This is a genomic window from Pseudomonas sp. ADAK13 (assembly GCF_012935715.1).
GTDB lineage: Bacteria > Pseudomonadota > Gammaproteobacteria > Pseudomonadales > Pseudomonadaceae > Aquipseudomonas.
Genome location: NZ_CP052860.1, coordinates 3882202 through 3899896, shown reverse-complemented (window position 1 = coordinate 3899896; position 17695 = coordinate 3882202). Strand labels below are relative to the sequence as shown.

General features: G+C 61.7%; 18 protein-coding genes and 1 riboswitch. Of the genes, 5 read left to right on the top strand and 13 right to left on the bottom strand.

Annotated elements, in window-relative coordinates:
• Positions 1-451 precede the first annotated feature (451 nt).
• The 6 genes from HKK54_RS18060 to cobO are packed head-to-tail and all read right to left on the bottom strand — an operon-like array spanning position 452 to position 6433.
• Entirely contained in the window at positions 452-1903 is a 1452-nt protein-coding gene (locus HKK54_RS18060) for a cobyric acid synthase (RefSeq protein WP_169387381.1), read from the bottom strand.
• Positions 1900-2889: a threonine-phosphate decarboxylase CobD gene (cobD, locus tag HKK54_RS18055; protein ID WP_169387380.1), complete on the bottom strand. Its 990-nt coding sequence runs from the start codon at positions 2887-2889 to the stop codon at positions 1900-1902. The genes HKK54_RS18060 and cobD overlap by 4 nt, the downstream gene beginning before the upstream one ends.
• Positions 2882-3790, bottom strand: a complete 909-nt coding sequence (cbiB, locus tag HKK54_RS18050) for an adenosylcobinamide-phosphate synthase CbiB (RefSeq protein ID WP_169387379.1) — start codon at positions 3788-3790, stop codon at positions 2882-2884. Before cbiB ends, cobD begins: the two co-directional genes overlap by 8 nt.
• Positions 3787-4437, bottom strand: coding sequence for a 5,6-dimethylbenzimidazole synthase (gene bluB / locus HKK54_RS18045; protein WP_169387378.1), 651 nt, complete (start codon positions 4435-4437; stop codon positions 3787-3789). Before bluB ends, cbiB begins: the two co-directional genes overlap by 4 nt.
• A complete protein-coding gene (locus tag HKK54_RS18040) occupies positions 4434-5825 on the bottom strand; it encodes a cobyrinate a,c-diamide synthase (RefSeq protein WP_169387377.1) in 1392 nt (463 codons plus the stop codon). The genes bluB and HKK54_RS18040 overlap by 4 nt, the downstream gene beginning before the upstream one ends.
• Positions 5822-6433 carry a cob(I)yrinic acid a,c-diamide adenosyltransferase gene (cobO, locus tag HKK54_RS18035; RefSeq protein ID WP_003210751.1) on the bottom strand — a complete coding sequence of 204 codons (612 nt, stop codon included), beginning with the start codon at positions 6431-6433 and terminating at the stop codon, positions 5822-5824. Before cobO ends, HKK54_RS18040 begins: the two co-directional genes overlap by 4 nt.
• A gap of 80 nt (positions 6434-6513) precedes the next feature.
• A riboswitch (cobalamin riboswitch) is annotated at positions 6514-6750 on the bottom strand.
• A gap of 99 nt (positions 6751-6849) precedes the next feature.
• Between cobO and HKK54_RS18030 the strand changes: the two genes are divergently transcribed.
• Complete coding sequence (locus tag HKK54_RS18030) at positions 6850-8163, top strand: PQQ-dependent sugar dehydrogenase (protein ID WP_169387376.1); 1314 nt, start codon at positions 6850-6852, stop codon at positions 8161-8163.
• 50 nt (positions 8164-8213) lie between these two features.
• On the opposite strand, the gene HKK54_RS18025 is transcribed toward HKK54_RS18030, so the two are convergent.
• From HKK54_RS18025 to HKK54_RS18005, 5 genes are all read right to left on the bottom strand, one after another.
• Complete coding sequence (locus HKK54_RS18025; protein ID WP_003210749.1) at positions 8214-8756, bottom strand: C40 family peptidase; 543 nt, start codon at positions 8754-8756, stop codon at positions 8214-8216.
• Positions 8757-8900: 144 nt separating this feature from the next.
• Positions 8901-9545, bottom strand: coding sequence for a C40 family peptidase (locus tag HKK54_RS18020; protein ID WP_010176466.1), 645 nt, complete (start codon positions 9543-9545; stop codon positions 8901-8903).
• Positions 9546-9758: 213 nt separating this feature from the next.
• The gene (gene hda, locus HKK54_RS18015; RefSeq protein WP_010176467.1) at positions 9759-10463 is read right to left on the bottom strand and encodes a DnaA regulatory inactivator Hda; all 705 of its coding nucleotides are present in this window, start codon (positions 10461-10463) and stop codon (positions 9759-9761) included.
• A 217-nt stretch (positions 10464-10680) separates the two neighbouring features.
• Positions 10681-11754, bottom strand: coding sequence for an AI-2E family transporter (locus HKK54_RS18010; RefSeq protein ID WP_010176468.1), 1074 nt, complete (start codon positions 11752-11754; stop codon positions 10681-10683).
• 53 nt (positions 11755-11807) lie between these two features.
• Positions 11808-12848 (bottom strand): DUF2066 domain-containing protein, encoded by a 1041-nt coding sequence (locus HKK54_RS18005; protein ID WP_169387375.1) that lies wholly within the window; start codon positions 12846-12848, stop codon positions 11808-11810.
• Between the two features lie 360 nt (positions 12849-13208).
• Between HKK54_RS18005 and purM the strand changes: the two genes are divergently transcribed.
• The 4 genes from purM to HKK54_RS17985 all read left to right on the top strand — a co-directional run bounded on the left by purM (position 13209) and on the right by HKK54_RS17985 (position 16081).
• A complete protein-coding gene (gene purM / locus HKK54_RS18000; protein WP_169387374.1) occupies positions 13209-14267 on the top strand; it encodes a phosphoribosylformylglycinamidine cyclo-ligase in 1059 nt (352 codons plus the stop codon).
• Entirely contained in the window at positions 14267-14917 is a 651-nt protein-coding gene (purN, locus tag HKK54_RS17995; protein WP_010176471.1) for a phosphoribosylglycinamide formyltransferase, read from the top strand. Before purM ends, purN begins: the two co-directional genes overlap by 1 nt.
• Before the next feature lie 8 nt (positions 14918-14925).
• Positions 14926-15639: a DUF3108 domain-containing protein gene (locus HKK54_RS17990; RefSeq protein ID WP_010176472.1), complete on the top strand. Its 714-nt coding sequence runs from the start codon at positions 14926-14928 to the stop codon at positions 15637-15639.
• Positions 15640-15892: 253 nt separating this feature from the next.
• Positions 15893-16081, top strand: coding sequence for a hypothetical protein (locus tag HKK54_RS17985; RefSeq protein ID WP_003210741.1), 189 nt, complete (start codon positions 15893-15895; stop codon positions 16079-16081).
• Between the two features lie 207 nt (positions 16082-16288).
• Here HKK54_RS17985 and HKK54_RS17980 read toward each other — a convergent pair whose 3' ends face one another.
• Both HKK54_RS17980 and mazG read right to left on the bottom strand, forming a co-directional pair.
• Positions 16289-16834: a DUF2058 domain-containing protein gene (locus tag HKK54_RS17980; RefSeq protein ID WP_010176473.1), complete on the bottom strand. Its 546-nt coding sequence runs from the start codon at positions 16832-16834 to the stop codon at positions 16289-16291.
• A 25-nt stretch (positions 16835-16859) separates the two neighbouring features.
• A complete protein-coding gene (gene mazG, locus HKK54_RS17975; RefSeq protein ID WP_169387373.1) occupies positions 16860-17693 on the bottom strand; it encodes a nucleoside triphosphate pyrophosphohydrolase in 834 nt (277 codons plus the stop codon).
• Positions 17694-17695: the final 2 nt, after the last annotated feature.

Sequence of the window (17695 nt, the reverse complement as noted above, 5' to 3'; positions counted from 1 at the left end):
CGCCTAGGCTCGGTGAGCCTAAAACACAGCGGCCTACAGGCGGGCTTGAGTGGTGTGGAGCAAAAGCAAAATCAAAATCTAAAGCGGGCACGATCCCCTGTAGGAGCTGGCTTGCCGGCGAAGGTCGTTAACGATGACGTGGGCATCCTGATTCAACGCGGCGTTCTCAGGTTTTTCGCCGGCAAGCCGGCTCCTACAGAAGAGCGGCGTTTGATCTTGATCTGCGGGCCCAGTCAACCACGATGGCCGCAAGCAGGCACGGGCCGTCGCGGCGGCCCGCGGAGCCGTGCCTTCGTTCCGGCATGCCGAGCCTAGGCGAGGCACCGAGTGGTGGGGCGAAGACCTTTTGGTTACTTTTGGGGCGTTTGCCAAAAGTGACCCGCTGTAAGAGCGGAACCATAGGTCGCCGTTACCTAAATAACGGATATGTACACAGTCCAATACCAACAACTCAAACCCCACACAACGAACGCAGCAACCCAGTATCCAAATGCTGCTCTACCAGATCCGCCAACCGCTCAATATCCCGCTCCCGCAACCCGTGATAATCCACCTCTTGCACATCCTCCAACCCAGCCCACCGCAACAATGCACCGCACGCCGCCGGCGTCTCAAACAACCCATGCAAATAGGTCCCGAGAATCTGCCCATCCTCACTCTGCGCCCCATCACTGCGCCCATCGTCCAACTGCACCGCAGGCCTCAATAAACCGGCGCCACTGGTTACACCCGCGTGGATCTCATACCCACTCACCTCGGCCTCCTCCAGTAACAACCGCCCCCGCACATTGCGCAGCTGCTTCTCTTCTTCCAGCGTCGTACTGAACCCCAACAACCCAAGACCGGCGCTCGAACCGCAAGGCCCTTCCAACCCAAGCGGGTCATGCACCTGCTCGCCGAGCATCTGCAACCCACCACAAATCCCCAACACCTTCCCGCCATAACGCAGGTGCCGCGCCACGGCCGTGTCCCACCCATTGGCCCGCAAATACGCCAGATCACTGCGCACACTCTTCGAGCCCGGCAAAATAATCAGGTCCGCCGCCGGAATCGCCTGCCCCGGCCCGACAAACTGCAAATCCACCTGCGGGTGCAACCGCAGCGGATCAAAGTCCGTGTGATTGCTGATACGCGGCAACACCGGCACCACCACCTTGAGCACCTGCGCCGCCTTGTCGATCTGGCGCTGGTCGATGCCGTCCTCCGCCTCCAGGTGCAAATCCATCACGTACGGCAACACCCCCACCACTGGCTTGCCGGTACGCGCCTCCAGCCAATCCAGCCCCGGCTGCAACAGCGCAATGTCCCCGCGAAACCGATTGATGATGAAGCCTTTGACCCGCGCCTGTTCGGTCGGCGACAGCAATTCCAGCGTGCCCACCAAATGCGCAAACACCCCGCCTCGATTGATGTCGGCGATCAGCAGCACCGGGCAGTCCACCGCTTCGGCAAAGCCCATATTGGCGATGTCATTCGCCCGCAGATTGATCTCTGCCGGCGAGCCCGCGCCCTCGACCATCACCACCGGATACGCCGCACTCAAACGCGCATGGGAGGCCAGCACTGCCTGCATCGCGATGGCTTTGTAATCGTGATAAGCCACGGCATTCATGGTGGTCACGGCGCGTCCATGGATAATCACCTGGGAGCCTGTGTCGCTGTTGGGCTTGAGCAGCACCGGGTTCATGTCGGTGTGGGGCGCCAGGTTGGCCGCCTGGGCCTGCACCGCCTGGGCGCGGCCGATCTCGCCACCTTCGGCAGTCACGGCACTGTTGAGGGCCATGTTCTGGGGTTTGAAGGGCACCACCGGGATGCCCTGGCGCACCAGCCAGCGGCAGAGTGCGGTCACCAGCGTGCTTTTGCCCGCGTCGGATGTGGTGCCCTGCACCATCAAAGTACTCATGAGGCGTCCTTGTAGGCGCTGAGCGCCTGTTCCAGCCGCAGCCAGTCGGCCTCGGTGTCCGGCAGGCCAAACCGCAGGCTGCTGTTGTCGACAAACAGGCGCAGCAGGATGCCGCGCTGGGCCATGAATTCATGCAGCTGCTCAGCCCGGTCGGTGATCATCCACTGGAACAGCGCGCAGCCGCCCTGAGGCCGCAAGTCGTGGCGCTCAAGCACGTCAAACAGACGCTGGCTGGCCGACTCGCAACGCAGCCGCTGTTGCACATGGCCGGCGGTATCGCGCAGGCACACTTGCCCCAGCACCCGCGTCGGCCCGCTGACAGCCCACGGCCCCACCTGCTCGGCGAGCAGTTTGAGCAGCTTGCGCTCGGCCAATACAAACCCCAGCCGTACCCCGGCCAGACCGAAGAATTTGCCGAACGAGCGCAGCACGATCAGCCCGACTTGATGAGCCTGGCTCGCCAGACTCAACTGCGGAGTGATGTCCATGAAGGCTTCATCCACCACCAGCCAGCCACCGCGCTGGGCCAGGCGTGCATGCCAGTCCAGCAAGCGTTGGGGCGACAGGCTCAGGCCGGTGGGGTTGTTGGGGTTGACCACCACCAGCACGTCGAGGCTGTCGAGGAAGAAGTCGACTTCCTGCTCCAGCACTTCGCGCACGATATAGCCGGCACGACGCCAGGCCTCCGCGTGCTCGGCGTAGCACGGCGACAGCACACCGACCTTGCCCGCCCGGCGCAGGCGCGGCAGTAACTGGATCGCGGCCTGGGAGCCAGCGACCGGCAGCACATGGGGCGCCCCATAATATTCGCAGGCGGCCTGTTCCAGGCCGTCATCGGTTTCTGGCAGGCGCGCCCAGGCCCGCAGCGGGATTTCCGGGATCGGGAACGGCCACGGCGCCAGGCCGCTGGACAGGTCCAGCCATTCGGCTTCCGGAATGCCGTATTGCATCGCCGCCTTGCGCAAGCGGCCACCGTGCTCAAGCATAAAATTCCGCCCCCACACACAGGATCAGCAACCACAGCCACACGCCGCGTTGCACCAGTTGCCAGCCGCGCTCGATGGAGTCTGCATCGGCGGGCGGGCCTTCGCCCAGTTGCGGGCGCTGGTGCAGTTCGCCGTGATAAATCGCCGCACCGCCCAGCTCTACGCCGAGGGCGCCGGCACCCGCCGCCATCACCGGGCCGGCGTTGGGGCTGTCCCAGGTCGGGCCCTGGGTGCGACAGCATCTGAGCGCCAGTCGGGTTTTGCCCAGCAGCGCGTAGGTCAACGCCACCAGGCGTGCCGGAATGTAGTTGAGCACGTCGTCGATCTTTGCTGCAGCCCAGCCGAAACGTTCAAAGCGTTCATTGCGATAGCCCCACATGGCATCCAGGGTGTTGCTCAGACGATAGAGCACCACGCCGGGCACGCCAGCAACCACAAACCAGAACAGTGCAGCGAATACCGCGTCGCTGCCGTTTTCCAGCACCGACTCGGTGGCCGCGCGGGCGACTTCGGTGGGGTCCAGTTCGCTGGTCTGGCGGCTGACCAGGTAGCTGACGCGCTGGCGCGCCTCGTCCAGGTCATCACTGCGCAGTGCCTGCGCCACCGGCAGCACGTGTTCGCCGAGGCTGCGCATGCCGAGGGCGCAATACAGCGCGAGGATTTCCAATACCCAACCGATGTAGGGCGCCCACGACAGGGCCGTGGCCAGCAGCGTCAGGGGCACCACCGCGATCACCCACGCCGTCACGCCATGGCTGCGCCAGCCACGGCCGCCGGAGTTGAAACGCTGCTCGATGCGCCCGGCAAAATTGCCGAACGCCACCAGCGGATGCCAGCGCCTGGGTTCGCCCAGCAGCGCATCCAGCGCCACGGCAGCGACACTCAGCAAGGCCACACTCATTGACTCACTCCCCAAACATTCTCATACAACATGTCGCTCAGTGGCCGTGGTTCGGTCCAGCCTTCGAGCTGCAACATCGGTGCCGGGTAGAACTCGGTCACCGGGCCCAGGCATAACACGGCCAGCGGTTTGGCACCGGGCGGCAGGCCCAGCAGGTCGGCCAGGGCCCGGGGTTCGAACAGCGAGACCCAGCCCATGCCCAAGCCTTCGACGCGGGCCGCCAGCCATAGATTCTGGATCGCACAGGACAACGACGCCATGTCCATTTCCGGCAAGGTGCGGCGCCCGAAGATATGCCGCTCGCGGTCGTCCATCAGGGCAGCCACCAGCACTTCGGCGCAGTCGTTGATGCCTTCGACCTTGAGTTTCATGAACTGGTCGGAGCGCTCGCCGAGGGCTTCGGCGGTGCGTACGCGCTCCTCTTCCACCAGTTGCTGGATCTGCCCGCGCAGGTTGCGGTCACTGATGCGGATAAACCGCCAGGGCTGCATCAAGCCGACGCTCGGCGCCTGGTGCGCGGCTTGCAGCAGGCGATGGAGCAATTGCGGCGCAACGCTGCCGCCGCTGAAGTGACGCATGTCGCGGCGTTCGGCGATGGCGCGGTAAACGGCTTCGCGGTCGGCTTCGGGAAAGGCGTTGTCAGTCATGGCCTCTTCGCGAGCAAGCCCGCTCCCACATTGGATTGCGTTTCAACTCGGTCAAGTGTGGGAGCTGGCTTGCCTGCGATGGCAGTCTGATGGTCCGGCGCAAACAAGGCAGCCACCGCCACCGGGTTGGACGGGAAATAAAAGTGCACGTAGGACGCCGTCATCCGGCCCTGACGGTAAACCGCCTCGGCGCCGCGCCCGCCATTCGGGCTCAGGCCCCGGGCAATCGGCTGCCACTCGGTGCTGGTCAGCGAATGATGGTAGGTGTGGCCGCGCAACAGGCCTTCGGGCAGTTCGACGTTTTGCAGGGCCAACGCTGCCAGGCGTTTTTGCATGACAGCATCGCCCTGGAGCAAGCCGACCAGTTCAGCTCGGGTACCGTCGACATCGGTGAGCGAGTCCAGCAAATAGAGCATGCCGCCGCATTCGGCCAGCAATGGCTTGCCAGCGGCGTGGTGGGCACGGATGGCGTCGAGCATCGCGGTATTTTCCGACAACGCCTGGTGATGCAATTCCGGGTAACCGCCGGGCAGGTACAGGCTGTCAGCTTCAGGCAATGCGCGGTCACGAATCGGCGAGAAGAAACGCAGCTCGGCGCCCATCGCCCGCAGCAGGTCGAGGCTGGCGCCGTAGGTAAAGGCAAACGCTTCGTCGCGCGCCACGGCAATACGCACGCCGGCCAGCAACGGTTGGGCCTCGATCACCTCGGGCGCGGCGAATTCCACCGGCGGTGGCAGCGCTACCTCGCAGCTGCTGCCCAGGGCCTGGGCGGCGGCATCGAGGCGCAGGTCGAGGTCGTTCAATTCGCTGGCCTGCACCAGGCCAAGGTGGCGGCTGGGCAACTCAATGCCGGTTTCCCGGGACAGCGCGCCGTACCAGCGCAGGCCTTCGGTGAGGCTGCCTTCAAGCAATTGCGCATGGCGCAGGGTGCCGACGCGGTTGGCCAGCACGCCGGCAAACGGCAAGTCCGGCTGGTAGCGCGCCAGGCCCAACGCCAGGGCGCCGAAAGTCTGGGCCATGGCCGTGCCGTCGATCACCGCCAGCACCGGCACGCCAAAGTGGCGCGCCAGGTCGGCACTGGACGGCGTGCCGTCGAACAGGCCCATCACGCCTTCGATCAGGATCAGGTCGGCCTCCCCCGCCGCTTCCCACAGCAAACGGCGACTTTCCTGCTCACCGACCATCCACATGTCCAATTGGTAGACCGGCGCACCACTGGCGCGCTCGTGGATCATCGGGTCGAGAAAGTCCGGGCCGCATTTGAACACTCGCACCTTGCGCCCCAGGTTGCGGTGCAAGCGGGCGAGCGCGGCGGTGACGGTGGTTTTGCCCTGGCCAGACGCCGGTGCGGCGATCAGGACAGCAGGACAGTGACGGGGCTGATTCAAAGTTCGATGCCTTTCTGTGCCTTGATACCGGCCTGGAAGGCGTGCTTGAGCATGCCCATTTCCGTCACGGTGTCGGCCATTTCGATCAATTCGGGTTTGGCACCACGGCCGGTCACCAGCACGTGTTGCATGGGCGGGCGGGCCTGCAGGTCGCTGAGCACCTGGTCCAGGTCGAGGTAGCCGTGCTTGAGGGCAATGTTCAGCTCATCCAGCACCACCAGGCCGATGGCCGGGTTTTGCAGCATTTCCCGGGAGACCGCCCAGGCGGCTTCGGCGGCAACGATGTCCCGCGCGCGGTCCTGAGTTTCCCAGGTAAAGCCTTCGCCCATCACGTGGAAGCGCACCTGCTCGGGGAAACGGCGGAAGAACAGTTCTTCGCCGGTGCTGTTGCGGCCCTTGATGAACTGCACCACGCCGCACTGCATGCCGTGGCCCATGGCCCGGGCCAGCATGCCAAAGGCCGAGCTGCTCTTGCCTTTGCCGTTGCCGGTGAGCACCAGCAGCAATCCACACTCGTTCGGTGAATTGGCAATGCGCTCGTCAATTACGGCTTTTTTGCGCAGCATGCGCGCCAGGTGGCGTTCGTCACGATCGGGGGATTCAGTCATGGCAGCTCTCCGTTGGGGCTGGACAAAAACGGCGGGCAGGAAAAAGACACATACAGACAGCCAAGCATCGCCCACCGTGATGCTGTTGGATGGATCAGGCCGGTCTCCGGGCTCATGAGTGACATGCAATGCCGAGGGCGCGCCTTCCCATATCGCGGGCGATACAGTGGCTTAAGGCACCGTCTTGACTCATTTACCGTTGCGGGGGCAGCGCCGGGATCGTGGCTGCACTGTAGAAAAGTACGCTCACTCACCGGCTTCCCTGTTTCACTCAGTCGGCGCGTACGCCACAGAGCACCTGAAACAAGCCGCGAAGGTTAGTGGGTTGGGGGTGGAGCGTCAATTAAAGCCGGACACGCGCGTGAACCATCGGGCCGGCGTGCACCTCTACCACTACAGGTATTAAGGAGAAAACCATGCACAAGACCCGACTTGCCCTACTGATCATGGTCGCCGGCACCCTCGCCGCCTGTGGTGAAAGCTCTACCCTGCAAGTGTCCGACGGCACCGGACCGTCGCCCAAGCTGCCGGAACCGAATAAAACCCTGATTCCCACGGTGAACATCGCGCCGGCGATCGGCTGGCCCGATGGCACCAAGCCGACCCCGGCGGCGGGCACCCAGGTGGCAGCGTTTGCCGAAGGCCTGGATCATCCGCGCTGGCTGTATGTGCTGCCCAATGGCGACGTGCTGGTGGCTGAAACCAATGCGCCACCCAAGCCGGATGATTCCAAGGGCATTCGTGGCTGGGTGATGGAGAAAGTCATGGGCCGCGCCGGCGCCGCCGTCCCCAGCCCGAACCGCATCACCCTGCTGCGGGACGCCGACCACGATGGCGTGGCCGAAACCCGCACGGTGTTCCTGGAGAACCTGAACTCGCCGTTCGGCATGACCCTGGTGGGCAACGACCTGTATGTCGCCGACTCGGACAAATTGCTGCGCTTCCCTTACCAGCCAGGCGAAACCTCGATCAAGGCAGCCGGCACCCCGGTGGTCGACTTGCCGGGTGGCAGCATTAACCACCATTGGACCAAGAACGTGGTCGCCAGCAAGGACGGCAGCAAGCTGTACGTGAGCGTGGGCTCCAACAGCAACGTCGGCGAAAACGGCCTGGAAGCGGAACAGGGGCGCGCCGCGATCTGGGAAGTGGACCGGGCCACCGGCCAGCACCGCATCTTCGCCTCAGGCCTGCGCAACCCCAACGGCATGGCCTGGGAACCACAAAGCGGCAAGCTGTGGACGGCCGTCAACGAGCGCGATGAAATCGGCAGCGACCTGGTGCCGGACTACATCACGTCGGTCAAGGACGGGGCTTTTTACGGGTGGCCGTTCAGCTACTACGGGCAGCACGTGGATGTGCGGGTGACACCACAGAACCCGGACCTGGTGGCCAAGGCGATCGCACCGGACTATGCGGTGGGCCCGCACACGGCGTCCCTGGGGCTGACCTTTGCCGATGGCAACACGTTACCGGTGCAGTTCAGCAATGGCGCATTTATCGGCCAGCATGGTTCGTGGAACCGCAAGCCCCACAGTGGCTACAAGGTGATCTTCGTGCCGTTTGAGGCAGGCAAGCCCAAAGGCCAGCCGGTGGATGTGCTGACCGGGTTCCTCAACAGTGATGAGAAAGCCATGGGCCGTCCGGTCGGTGTGGTGATCGACAAACAAGGGGATTTGCTGGTGGCGGATGATGTGGGGAACAAGGTATGGCGGGTGTCGGCGGCTAAATAGCCAACCCTGAAAAGCACTGTGGGAGCCTAGGCTCCCACAGTTGTTTTTGCTTATGGATTACGCGCGAGGTGCTCGGCCGGCAACACGCGCTTGGCACTCAGGTAGGCGTTCTGCCAATAGGCCTTGGACAGCGTGTCCAGCTTCACCGTACCGCCGGTTTGCGGCGCATGCACAAAGCGCCCTTCCCCCACGTAGATCCCGGCATGGCTGACCTGCGAACCGCCACCGGTGGCGAAGAAGATCAGGTCACCGGTTTGCAGGTTGTTTTCGCTCACGTCCTGGGCGCGCATCACAATCAGCTCGCGCGTGGTGCGTGGCAGAGAGATGCCGGCCGCATCGCGGTAGACAAAACCGATCAGGCCACTGCAATCAAACCCCGAGTCCGGCGTGTTGCCGCCCCAGCGATAAGGCGTGCCCACCAGGCCCAGCGCACGAAAGAGCACGTCTTCGGCTGCCGGCGAGAAACTTTGGGTGGCGTAGGTGTTGAACACCGGCTTGGGCTTGACGGCCACGGGAGCAGGCGGAGGACGACTTGCGCAGGCGCTGAGCAGCGCGGCGCAAACGAGAAGAATTAGGCGGGCCGAGGTCGACATGGGCAGAACAATCCTGATCTGGATGCGGCTTTCGCTGCCGAACGTTGAAAAACAGAACGCGCAAGCAAAGCTCGCGCGATCGATTTACAACAATGTCCAGGGATTCTAGCGCTTACACGTCAAACTTCAAGTATCACTTTAACTTTACTTGCTGGCGGTAACGGTAGTCGGGGCCATCGCGAGGGCGCGCTTGGCTTCGATGAAGGTTTTGCTCCAGTAGCTGTCACCCAGGTTGTCGACTCGCACACCACCGCTGCGGCGGCTGCTGGAGTGGATAAACTGGTTGTCGCCCAAGTAGATACCGGCGTGACTGACACGACCACGGCCAGCCGTACTGAAGAAAAGCAGATCGCCGGGCTTGAGGTTGTTTCGTGCGACCAACGGTGCATCCACATTGATCATTTCGCGGGTGGAGCGCGGCAGGTTCATGCCGGCTTCCTCGCGGAACAGGTAGCCGATGAAACCGCTGCAATCGAAACCGGCTTCAGAGGTACCGCCGAAACGGTAACGGGTACCGATCAGGGACATGCCGCGTTCGAGAATGCTGTCGGCCAGAACGGGAAGCTGGTAAGGCTTGGCGCCGGCGAAGTCGGCGAGTTCTTTTTCGGTAGCCTGCTCTTCTTTATAGAAAGCTTCCTGGTAAACCGTGGAAGACTGAGCTGCTACGAACTTTGCCTGGGACTGCTGTGCTGGTTTTTGCTGCTCAGCCACGTTTTGAGTGTGGGTGGCGCAACCAAACAACAGGGTAACGAGTGCGAGAGGCACGAGGGGTGCGAAGCGATTTAGCATGGGCACGACCGTGGCTGATGTGTAAAGAAGACGAGACTATGCCCTCTATCACATCGATTTGCAAATTCAATCGTGATCTATGTGACTTCTTGTTTGGACTATGACATCTAAGCCCTTAACACCCTATGCAACCCATTTGCGTGGCCAAAACGGCCCAAACGCAGGTTTTCTGGCGCCTGGAATTTGCCGAAAGCCCCGAATTTGAAGGGTTGGCTACCAGCCGAGGGTTTCTTTAAGGAAGGGAATGGTGAGCTTGCGCTGGGCCTGTAATGAGGCTTGGTCGAGCTGTTCGAGCAAGTCGAACAGCGCGCTCATGCTGCGGGTGCCACGGGTGAGGATAAAATGCCCGACTTCGTCGGTCAGGTGCAACCCGCGACGGGAAGCACGCAATTGCAAGGCACGCAATTTGTCCTCGTCGGACAACGGACGCATCTGGAAGATCAGCGCCAGGGTCAGCCGTGACTTCAAGTCCGCCAGCTTCACCGGAAGCTCACGTGGCGAGGTGGACGCGGCAATCAACAGGCGCCGGCCGCTGTCACGCAAACGGTTGAACAGATGGAACAGCGCCTCTTCCCAATCCGCCCGCCCCGCCACCGCCTGCAAATCGTCCAGGCAGACCAGTTCGTATTGTTCAAGGTTGTCGAGGATCTCGATACCGCGGTCCAGCAGCTCCGCCAACGGCAGGTACACCGCCGGTTCACCCATCTGCTCGAAGCGCAGGCAAGCGGCCTGCAACAAGTGGGTACGCCCCACGCCGTCCTTGCCCCAGAGGTAGATCAGGCTTTCTGTCCACCCGGCGTCGGCTTCGCAGAGCCGCTCGACATAGCCGAGTGCAGCGGCATTGGCGCCTGGGTAGTAATTGATAAAGGTGGCGTCGTCACGCAGACGCACACCTAGGGGCAGCTGAATCGGTTTCATGCTGACTGAACGGTTCCAATCGAACCGTTAGTGGCCTCTGTGTAAAGTTTGCAAAGTTTATACCCGTGACGCCGGGCGCACAATGCAGCAGACCACAAGCAAAATCAAAGGTTTGCGTTAACTTGTTGGATTTGGTGAAGATTGTTTGACGCACTGGCGAAACGCCTGAGCCGATAAACGACAAACCCGGCCTTGAGCCGGGTTTGTGAGGCTGCGGTTATAACTCCGGTTCGTCTGTTCCGGCGTACATGTCCGAGTCCTTGTACAAGTCGTGTACATGGCGCACCAACACCATGATCACCGCCGCCACCGGCAGCGCCAGCAGAATGCCGGTAAAGCCGAACAACTCGCCGCCCGCCAGGATCGCAAAGATCACTGCCACCGGGTGCAGGCCGATCCGGTCGCCCACGAGCAACGGCGTCAGCACCATACCTTCCAGGGCCTGGCCCACCATGAACACCGCGACAATCCCGAGCATCGGGTACAGGTCGCCGTGAAACTGGAACAGCCCGGCCACCAGCGCCGCACCAATCCCGATCACAAAGCCCATGTACGGCACGATGGCCGCCAAGCCCGCGATCAGGCCGATCAACAGCCCCAACTCCAGGCCGATAGCCATCAGGCCCGCCGCATAGATGACCCCCAACGCCAGCATCACCAACAACTGGCCACGGACGAAGGCGCCGAGCACCTCATGACATTCCTCGGCCAGGGAGACCACGCGCTCTTCGCGGTCGCGCGGCAGCAGGCTGCGGATCTTGGCCATCATGATGTCCCAGTCCCGCAGCAGGTAGAACGCTACCACCGGGATCAGCACCAGGTTGGTCAGCCAGCCGATCAGCGCCAGGCTCGACGCCGTCGCCTGGCTCAGCACCACGCCGACGATGTCGGTGGTCTGGCCCATGTGCTCGCTGATGGCCGCCTTGACCTTGTCGAACTTCCAGAAACCGTCCGCCAGCCCCAGCTTGGCCTGCGCCCACGGCATGGCCGTGTGTTGCAGCCAGTCGAGCATCTGCGGCGCCAGTTCATAGAGCTTGAACAATTGCTTGGCCAGCATCGGCACCAGCACCAGCACCAATGCCGTGATGATCAACGTGAACAAGGCAAACACCGCCACCACGCCCCAGGTACGCGAGAGGCCGATCTTTTCCAGACGATCCACCACAGGATCGAACAGGTAGGCCAACAGCAACGCGACCAGAAACGGTGTCAGGATCGAATGCAGCAGGAACACAAAAACGCACAGCAGGACAATCCCGCCAAGCCACACCCAACGACGCGTATCCGCCATATACCACTCCGTCTGTTATTTGCTTCCTGCTTCTATATAAGAAGGAAGAACGCTTACCAATGAAAACGTAACTGCGGCGTCGGCTCGACCGGCGCCGGTTGTGCACCTTCCACCACCGGCTGCGGAGCCGGAGCTTCGCCTGCCGGGACTTCCTGCAACTTGGCCAGGCTCAACTGGCTGCGCAACTGCTCGGCACTGCCGTTCACCCGATACACGATGCGAGTGCCGTCCACACGCACCGGCTGGGCACCAAACGGCTCCAGCAGATGACCGAGGGCCGCGTAATGCTCCAGGTTCATGCCCTGCACTTCCAGCAACTGATCGCTGGTGGCAGCGCCGGCCTTGACCGCAAAACGTGGCGCCAGGCGTTCGCTGACGGCCAGCAGCACGGCATCGGCCAACGCGGCGGTGTCAGCGCCGGTGGCAGTGCCCTGCTCGCTTTTATCGCCGAGCCACAGGCGCCATTTGGCCGACCATTGGCCACCGTCTTCACGGGCATGCACCGCCAGCAAGGCGTCGGCGCCGTAACGTTCGGAGGCGGCCCGCAATGGCGTGGCGTCAGGGCTTTCAAGATTTGGCGCGGTGGCGACGATTTGCTCGTCCAGGTCACCCAACGGCAGGCGCAACGGCAAACCACGGTGCTGGGCCGCACGGCGCAGTGGCTGGGCGACGGCCTGGCCATCGCCGACCAAACTGCTGCCTTCAACGGAATCGTTCAACCACCAACCGAGGATCGACGGCCGATTGCTGCCCCACAGCGCCAGGCCCGCGCCACGCAAGGCGCGATCGGTGCTGACCGGGTCGAAATCCACTTGCAGGCTTTCCGGAGGGCCGGCGTCGTAGCCGTACTGGCTGATGATCTGTTGCGGGTCCTTGCGAATCGCTGCCAGGGCCGGGCCATCGGCTGCCTTCGCGTCGCCCGTGAGGCGGATCACCAGGGTTTGCACGGCGCGCTGGGTAGCCTGGTCACGCTCCTGAGGAGACTGGTTGCTGACCGGCTCAAGTACTTGATAGAGGCCATTGAGGGTTTCGGCATGACTCGCCAGGCTGACCAACGACAAACAGCCCACAAAAAAATATTTACTCAGACCCATGAAAGAAGATTCCCGAACGGCAAAATAAGCGGTTGGAACAGACCGCGTGAACAGTGTTGAGCAAGGCTGTGACCACAGCGACCGGCAAAACATTCACAAGGCCTCGGCAAGTTTTTGTACTGTCATAACGATAGCGAGTTAAAGGCTATACCTTAATACGGCCCGTGACCGACTCGATTAGCGATTTTTTTAACAGCTATTGCCCCTGCCCGTCGGCCCGAGGATGGCCGCTGCCCCTCAAGCCTGATAAAATCGCGCGCCTTCGCAGACCGTCAATGGCAGGCCATGCTGAAACTTCAGGTTTCGGTACACCCGCCGCATTCGGTCGTTACCCCTGAATCCCCCCTAAAGGCCTGGATCATGAGCAAGCAACCCTCCCTGAGCTACAAGGACGCCGGTGTAGACATCGACGCCGGTGAAGCATTGGTCGAACGCATCAAGAGCGTCGCCAAGCGCACTGCGCGCCCCGAAGTCATGGGCGGCCTGGGCGGTTTTGGCGCCCTCTGCGAAATCCCGGCCGGCTACAAGCAGCCTGTATTGGTCTCCGGCACCGACGGTGTGGGCACCAAGCTGCGCCTGGCACTGAACCTGAACAAGCACGACAGCATCGGCATCGACCTGGTTGCCATGTGCGTGAACGACCTGGTGGTGTGCGGCGCCGAGCCGCTGTTCTTCCTTGATTACTACGCCACCGGCAAGCTCAACGTCGAGACCGCGACCCAAGTGGTTACCGGCATCGGCGCGGGCTGCGAACTGTCCGGCTGCTCTCTGGTCGGCGGCGAAACCGCTGAAATGCCTGGCATGTACGAAGGCGAAGACTACGACCTGGCCGGCTTCTGCGTCGGCGTTGTAGAAAAATCCGAAATCATCGACGGCTCCAAAGTCGCTGCCGGTGACGCCCTGCTGGCCCTGCCATCCTCCGGCCCGCACTCCAACGGCTACTCGCTGATCCGCAAGATCATCGAAGTGTCCGGCGCCGACATCGAAACCATCCAGCTCGACGGCAAGCCTCTGACCGACCTGCTGATGGCCCCGACCCGCATCTACGTGAAGCCGTTGCTCAAGCTGATCAAGGACACCGGTGCCGTCAAGGCCATGGCCCACATCACCGGTGGCGGCCTGCTGGACAACATCCCGCGCGTGCTGCCTAAAGGCGCCCAGGCGATTGTCGACGTGGCCAGCTGGCAGCGCCCGGCAGTCTTCGACTGGCTGCAAGAGCAAGGCAACGTCAACGAAACCGAAATGCACCGCGTGCTGAACTGCGGCGTGGGCATGGTGATCTGCGTGGCTCAAGAGCACGTTGAAACCGCGTTGAACGTACTGCGTGAAGCCGGCGAGCAGCCTTGGGTCATCGGCCAGATCGCCACCGCCCCTGAAGGCGCCGCCCAGGTTGAACTGAAGAACCTCAAGGCTCATTGATGTCCCAGACCTGTGATGTCGTGGTGCTGCTCTCCGGCACCGGCAGTAACTTGCAGGCCCTGATCGACAGCACGCGCGCCGGCGACAGCCCGGTGCGCATCGCTGCGGTGATCTCCAACCGCAGCGACGCCTACGGCCTGCAACGCGCCAGGGACGCAGGTATCGACACCCGCTCCCTGGATCACAAGGCTTTCGAAGGCCGCGAGGCCTTCGACCGCGCCTTGATCGAACTGATCGACGCCTTCAATCCCAAACTCGTGGTACTGGCCGGCTTCATGCGCATTCTCAGCGCTGACTTCGTGCGCCACTACAACGGGCGCCTGCTGAATATCCACCCGTCCCTGCTGCCAAAATACAAAGGGTTACACACTCACCAGCGCGCCCTGGAGGCTGGCGACACCGAGCACGGCTGCAGCGTGCACTTTGTTACCGAGGAACTCGATGGCGGGCCTCTGGTCGTACAGGCAGTAGTTCCGGTAGAGTCTGCGGACTCTGCGCAGACGCTTGCGCAACGGGTTCACACCCAGGAACACAGGATTTACCCGCTGGCTGTTCGCTGGTTCGCTGAGGGGCGGTTGATTCTTGGCGACCACGGTGCATTATTGGACGGTCAGTTACTTGCGGCCAGCGGCCACTTGATTCGAACCTAGGAGACTTTATGCGTCGCGCCCTGCTCTTCGCCTTTGCGCTGTTCGCCTTGCCTGCCGTGCAAGCGGCAGACCTTCACCCTTTCTCCGCCAGCTACACCGCCGACTGGAAACAGTTGCCCATGAGTGGTTCGGCAGAACGCAGCCTGACCAAGAATGACAACGGCACCTGGACCTTGAATTTCAAGGCTTCCATGATGATCGCCAGCCTGACTGAAACCAGTGTGATCCGCTTCGACAAAGATGCCCTGCAGCCGGTGAGCTACACCTTCGAACGTGGTGGCCTGGGCAAGACGAAGAAGATCAACCTCGACTTCGATCAGACGGCCAAGAAAGTCACCGGCTTTGAAAACAAGGACGCGGTCAACGTTGCCCTTCAAAGCGGCATGCTCGACAAGTCGACCTACCAGTTGGCACTGCAGCGCGATGTTGCAGCCGGCAAGAAAAGCATGAGCTACAACGTCGTCGAAGGTACTGATGTCGATACCTACGACTTCCGCGTGATCGGCCCGGAAAAGGTCCAGACCAAAGCCGGCTCGATCGATGCGATCAAGGTCGAGCGCGTACGTGACCCGACTCAAAGCAAGCGCATTACCCAAATGTGGTTTGCCAAGGACTGGGGCGGCATTCTGGTCGCCCTGCGCCAGGTCGAGACCGACGGCAAGGAATACAACATCATGCTGCAAGACGGTACCGTTGACGGCAAGGCTGTCAAAGGCAGCTGATCTGCCATGCAGTGAAAGAGCCTCGCGTATGCGGGGCTTTTTTTCGCCTGTCGCCTGACGCCAACATGAAACTTTTGTCATAAAACTCAGCGCCCTGCGACGCTATGTCGCGGTTTCCGTGGGCTCGCGGGATTACGCCAGTTTCTGTAAAGGTGTGTTGCAATTCCTGGTTATTTACTTAGCAAGCTAACAAATCATATAACAAATGCCTGCGACGCCTTGCCGCAGATCAACCAGAGATTGGAGCAAGCAGATGACTGTAAAAGTAACTGAACGCGACGACGAACATATGTCCCACGAAGCAGTAGCCCACGGGATTCACATCTGGGATGTACACCAGCAAGACCTGCTGGTCGGCATGTTTCACGACGAGGCCGAAGCTCATAATTATAAAAACGAGCTCGAGACCCTTGAGATGAAACGCCAGGCGCAAAGCTCCTGAAACTCTGAAATCCGATAGACACCCAGCCCCACGCAGCTGGAGTGTCTATAAACACAAACCCCGCCTTTTGAGCGGGGTTTGTGTTTATAGGGGGTGGGGGTTGGGATTTTGGGGGCGCTTCGCGCCCCAGCGGGGGACAAGCCCCCTCACCACAACAAGCTCCCTTGCCACAACAAGCTCCCTTGCCACAGTGTTGTTTCTAGAGCCTTACCACATCAGGTCATCAGGGATCTGGTAGGCGGCGTACGGATCATCCTCATCCGGCACCTGGCTTTCGGTCAGCACGTTCATCTGCACGATACGCTCCGGCGCCCGCTCCTGGATCTTCAGAGCGGCTTCGCGCGGGATCACCTCGTAACCGCCACCGTGATGGACGATTGCCAGGGAGCCGTTGCTCAGTTTGTTACGCATCAGCGTGTTGACCGACAGGCGCTTGACCTTCTTGTCATCCACGAAGTTGTAGTAGTCCTCGGTGGTCAGCTTGGGCAGGCGCGAGGTTTCGATCAGTTGCTTGACCTGGGCAACACGGGCCTTGGCCTCGGCTTTTTCCTGCTGCTGGCGGTTCAGCTCCTGGTCACGCTTGACCTTCTCGGCGTGGGCTTCAATGGCCAGGCGCGCCTGGCTGTCGTCGGCCTCGGCCTGGCCTTTATGCACCAGACGCTGCTGTTTCTGTTTCTCTTTGCCGACCTGCTTGGCCTGCTTTTGGTTGACCAGGCCTGCTTTGAGCAACTGGTCGCGAAGGGAAATGCTCATGGTGCTTACTCACTTGGGCAACGGCTCAGCCGCAGCTGGACAGGTTCTTTTCCTGGCGTTTGGCTTCGCCCCACAGGGCGTCCAACTCTTCGAGGGTGCAATCTTCTATGGGACGGTGGGTCTCGCGCAATGCCTGTTCGATAAATCGGAAACGTCGTTCGAATTTTGCATTGGCTAAACGCAAGGCGGCTTCCGGGTCGACCTCCAGATGACGGGCCAGGTTGACCGCCGCAAACAGCAGGTCACCTACCTCATCGGCGATGGCGGCCGGGTCGTTGTCGGCCATGGCTTCGAGCACTTCATCCAGCTCTTCGCGCACGTTGTCCACCACCGGCAACGCAGCCGGCCAGTCGAAACCCACCTGCCCGGCGCGCTTTTGCAACTTCGCAGCACGGGAAAGCGCCGGCAAGGCCGTGGGCACGTCATCCAGCAGGGATAATTGCTGTGGCGCGTCGGACTTCTCCGCACGCTCCTCGGCTTTGATCTCTTCCCAGCGCAGCTTGACCTGCTCCTCGCTCAATTGCGGGATATCCAGCGGTGCATACAAGTCGCCGGTAGGAAAAACGTGTGGATGACGACGAATCAGCTTGCGGGTGATGCTGTCGATCACCCCGGCAAATTCGAAACGCCCTTCTTCCCGCGCCAGCTGGCTGTAATACACCACCTGGAACAACAGGTCGCCCAACTCACCCTGCAGGTGATCGAAATCCCCGCGCTCGATGGCGTCGGCGACTTCGTAGGCTTCTTCCAGGGTGTGGGGAACGATGGTGGCGTAGGTTTGCTTGATGTCCCACGGGCACCCGTATTGCGGGTCCCGCAGGCGGTTCATCAAATACAGCAGATCTTCAAGCGAATACATCG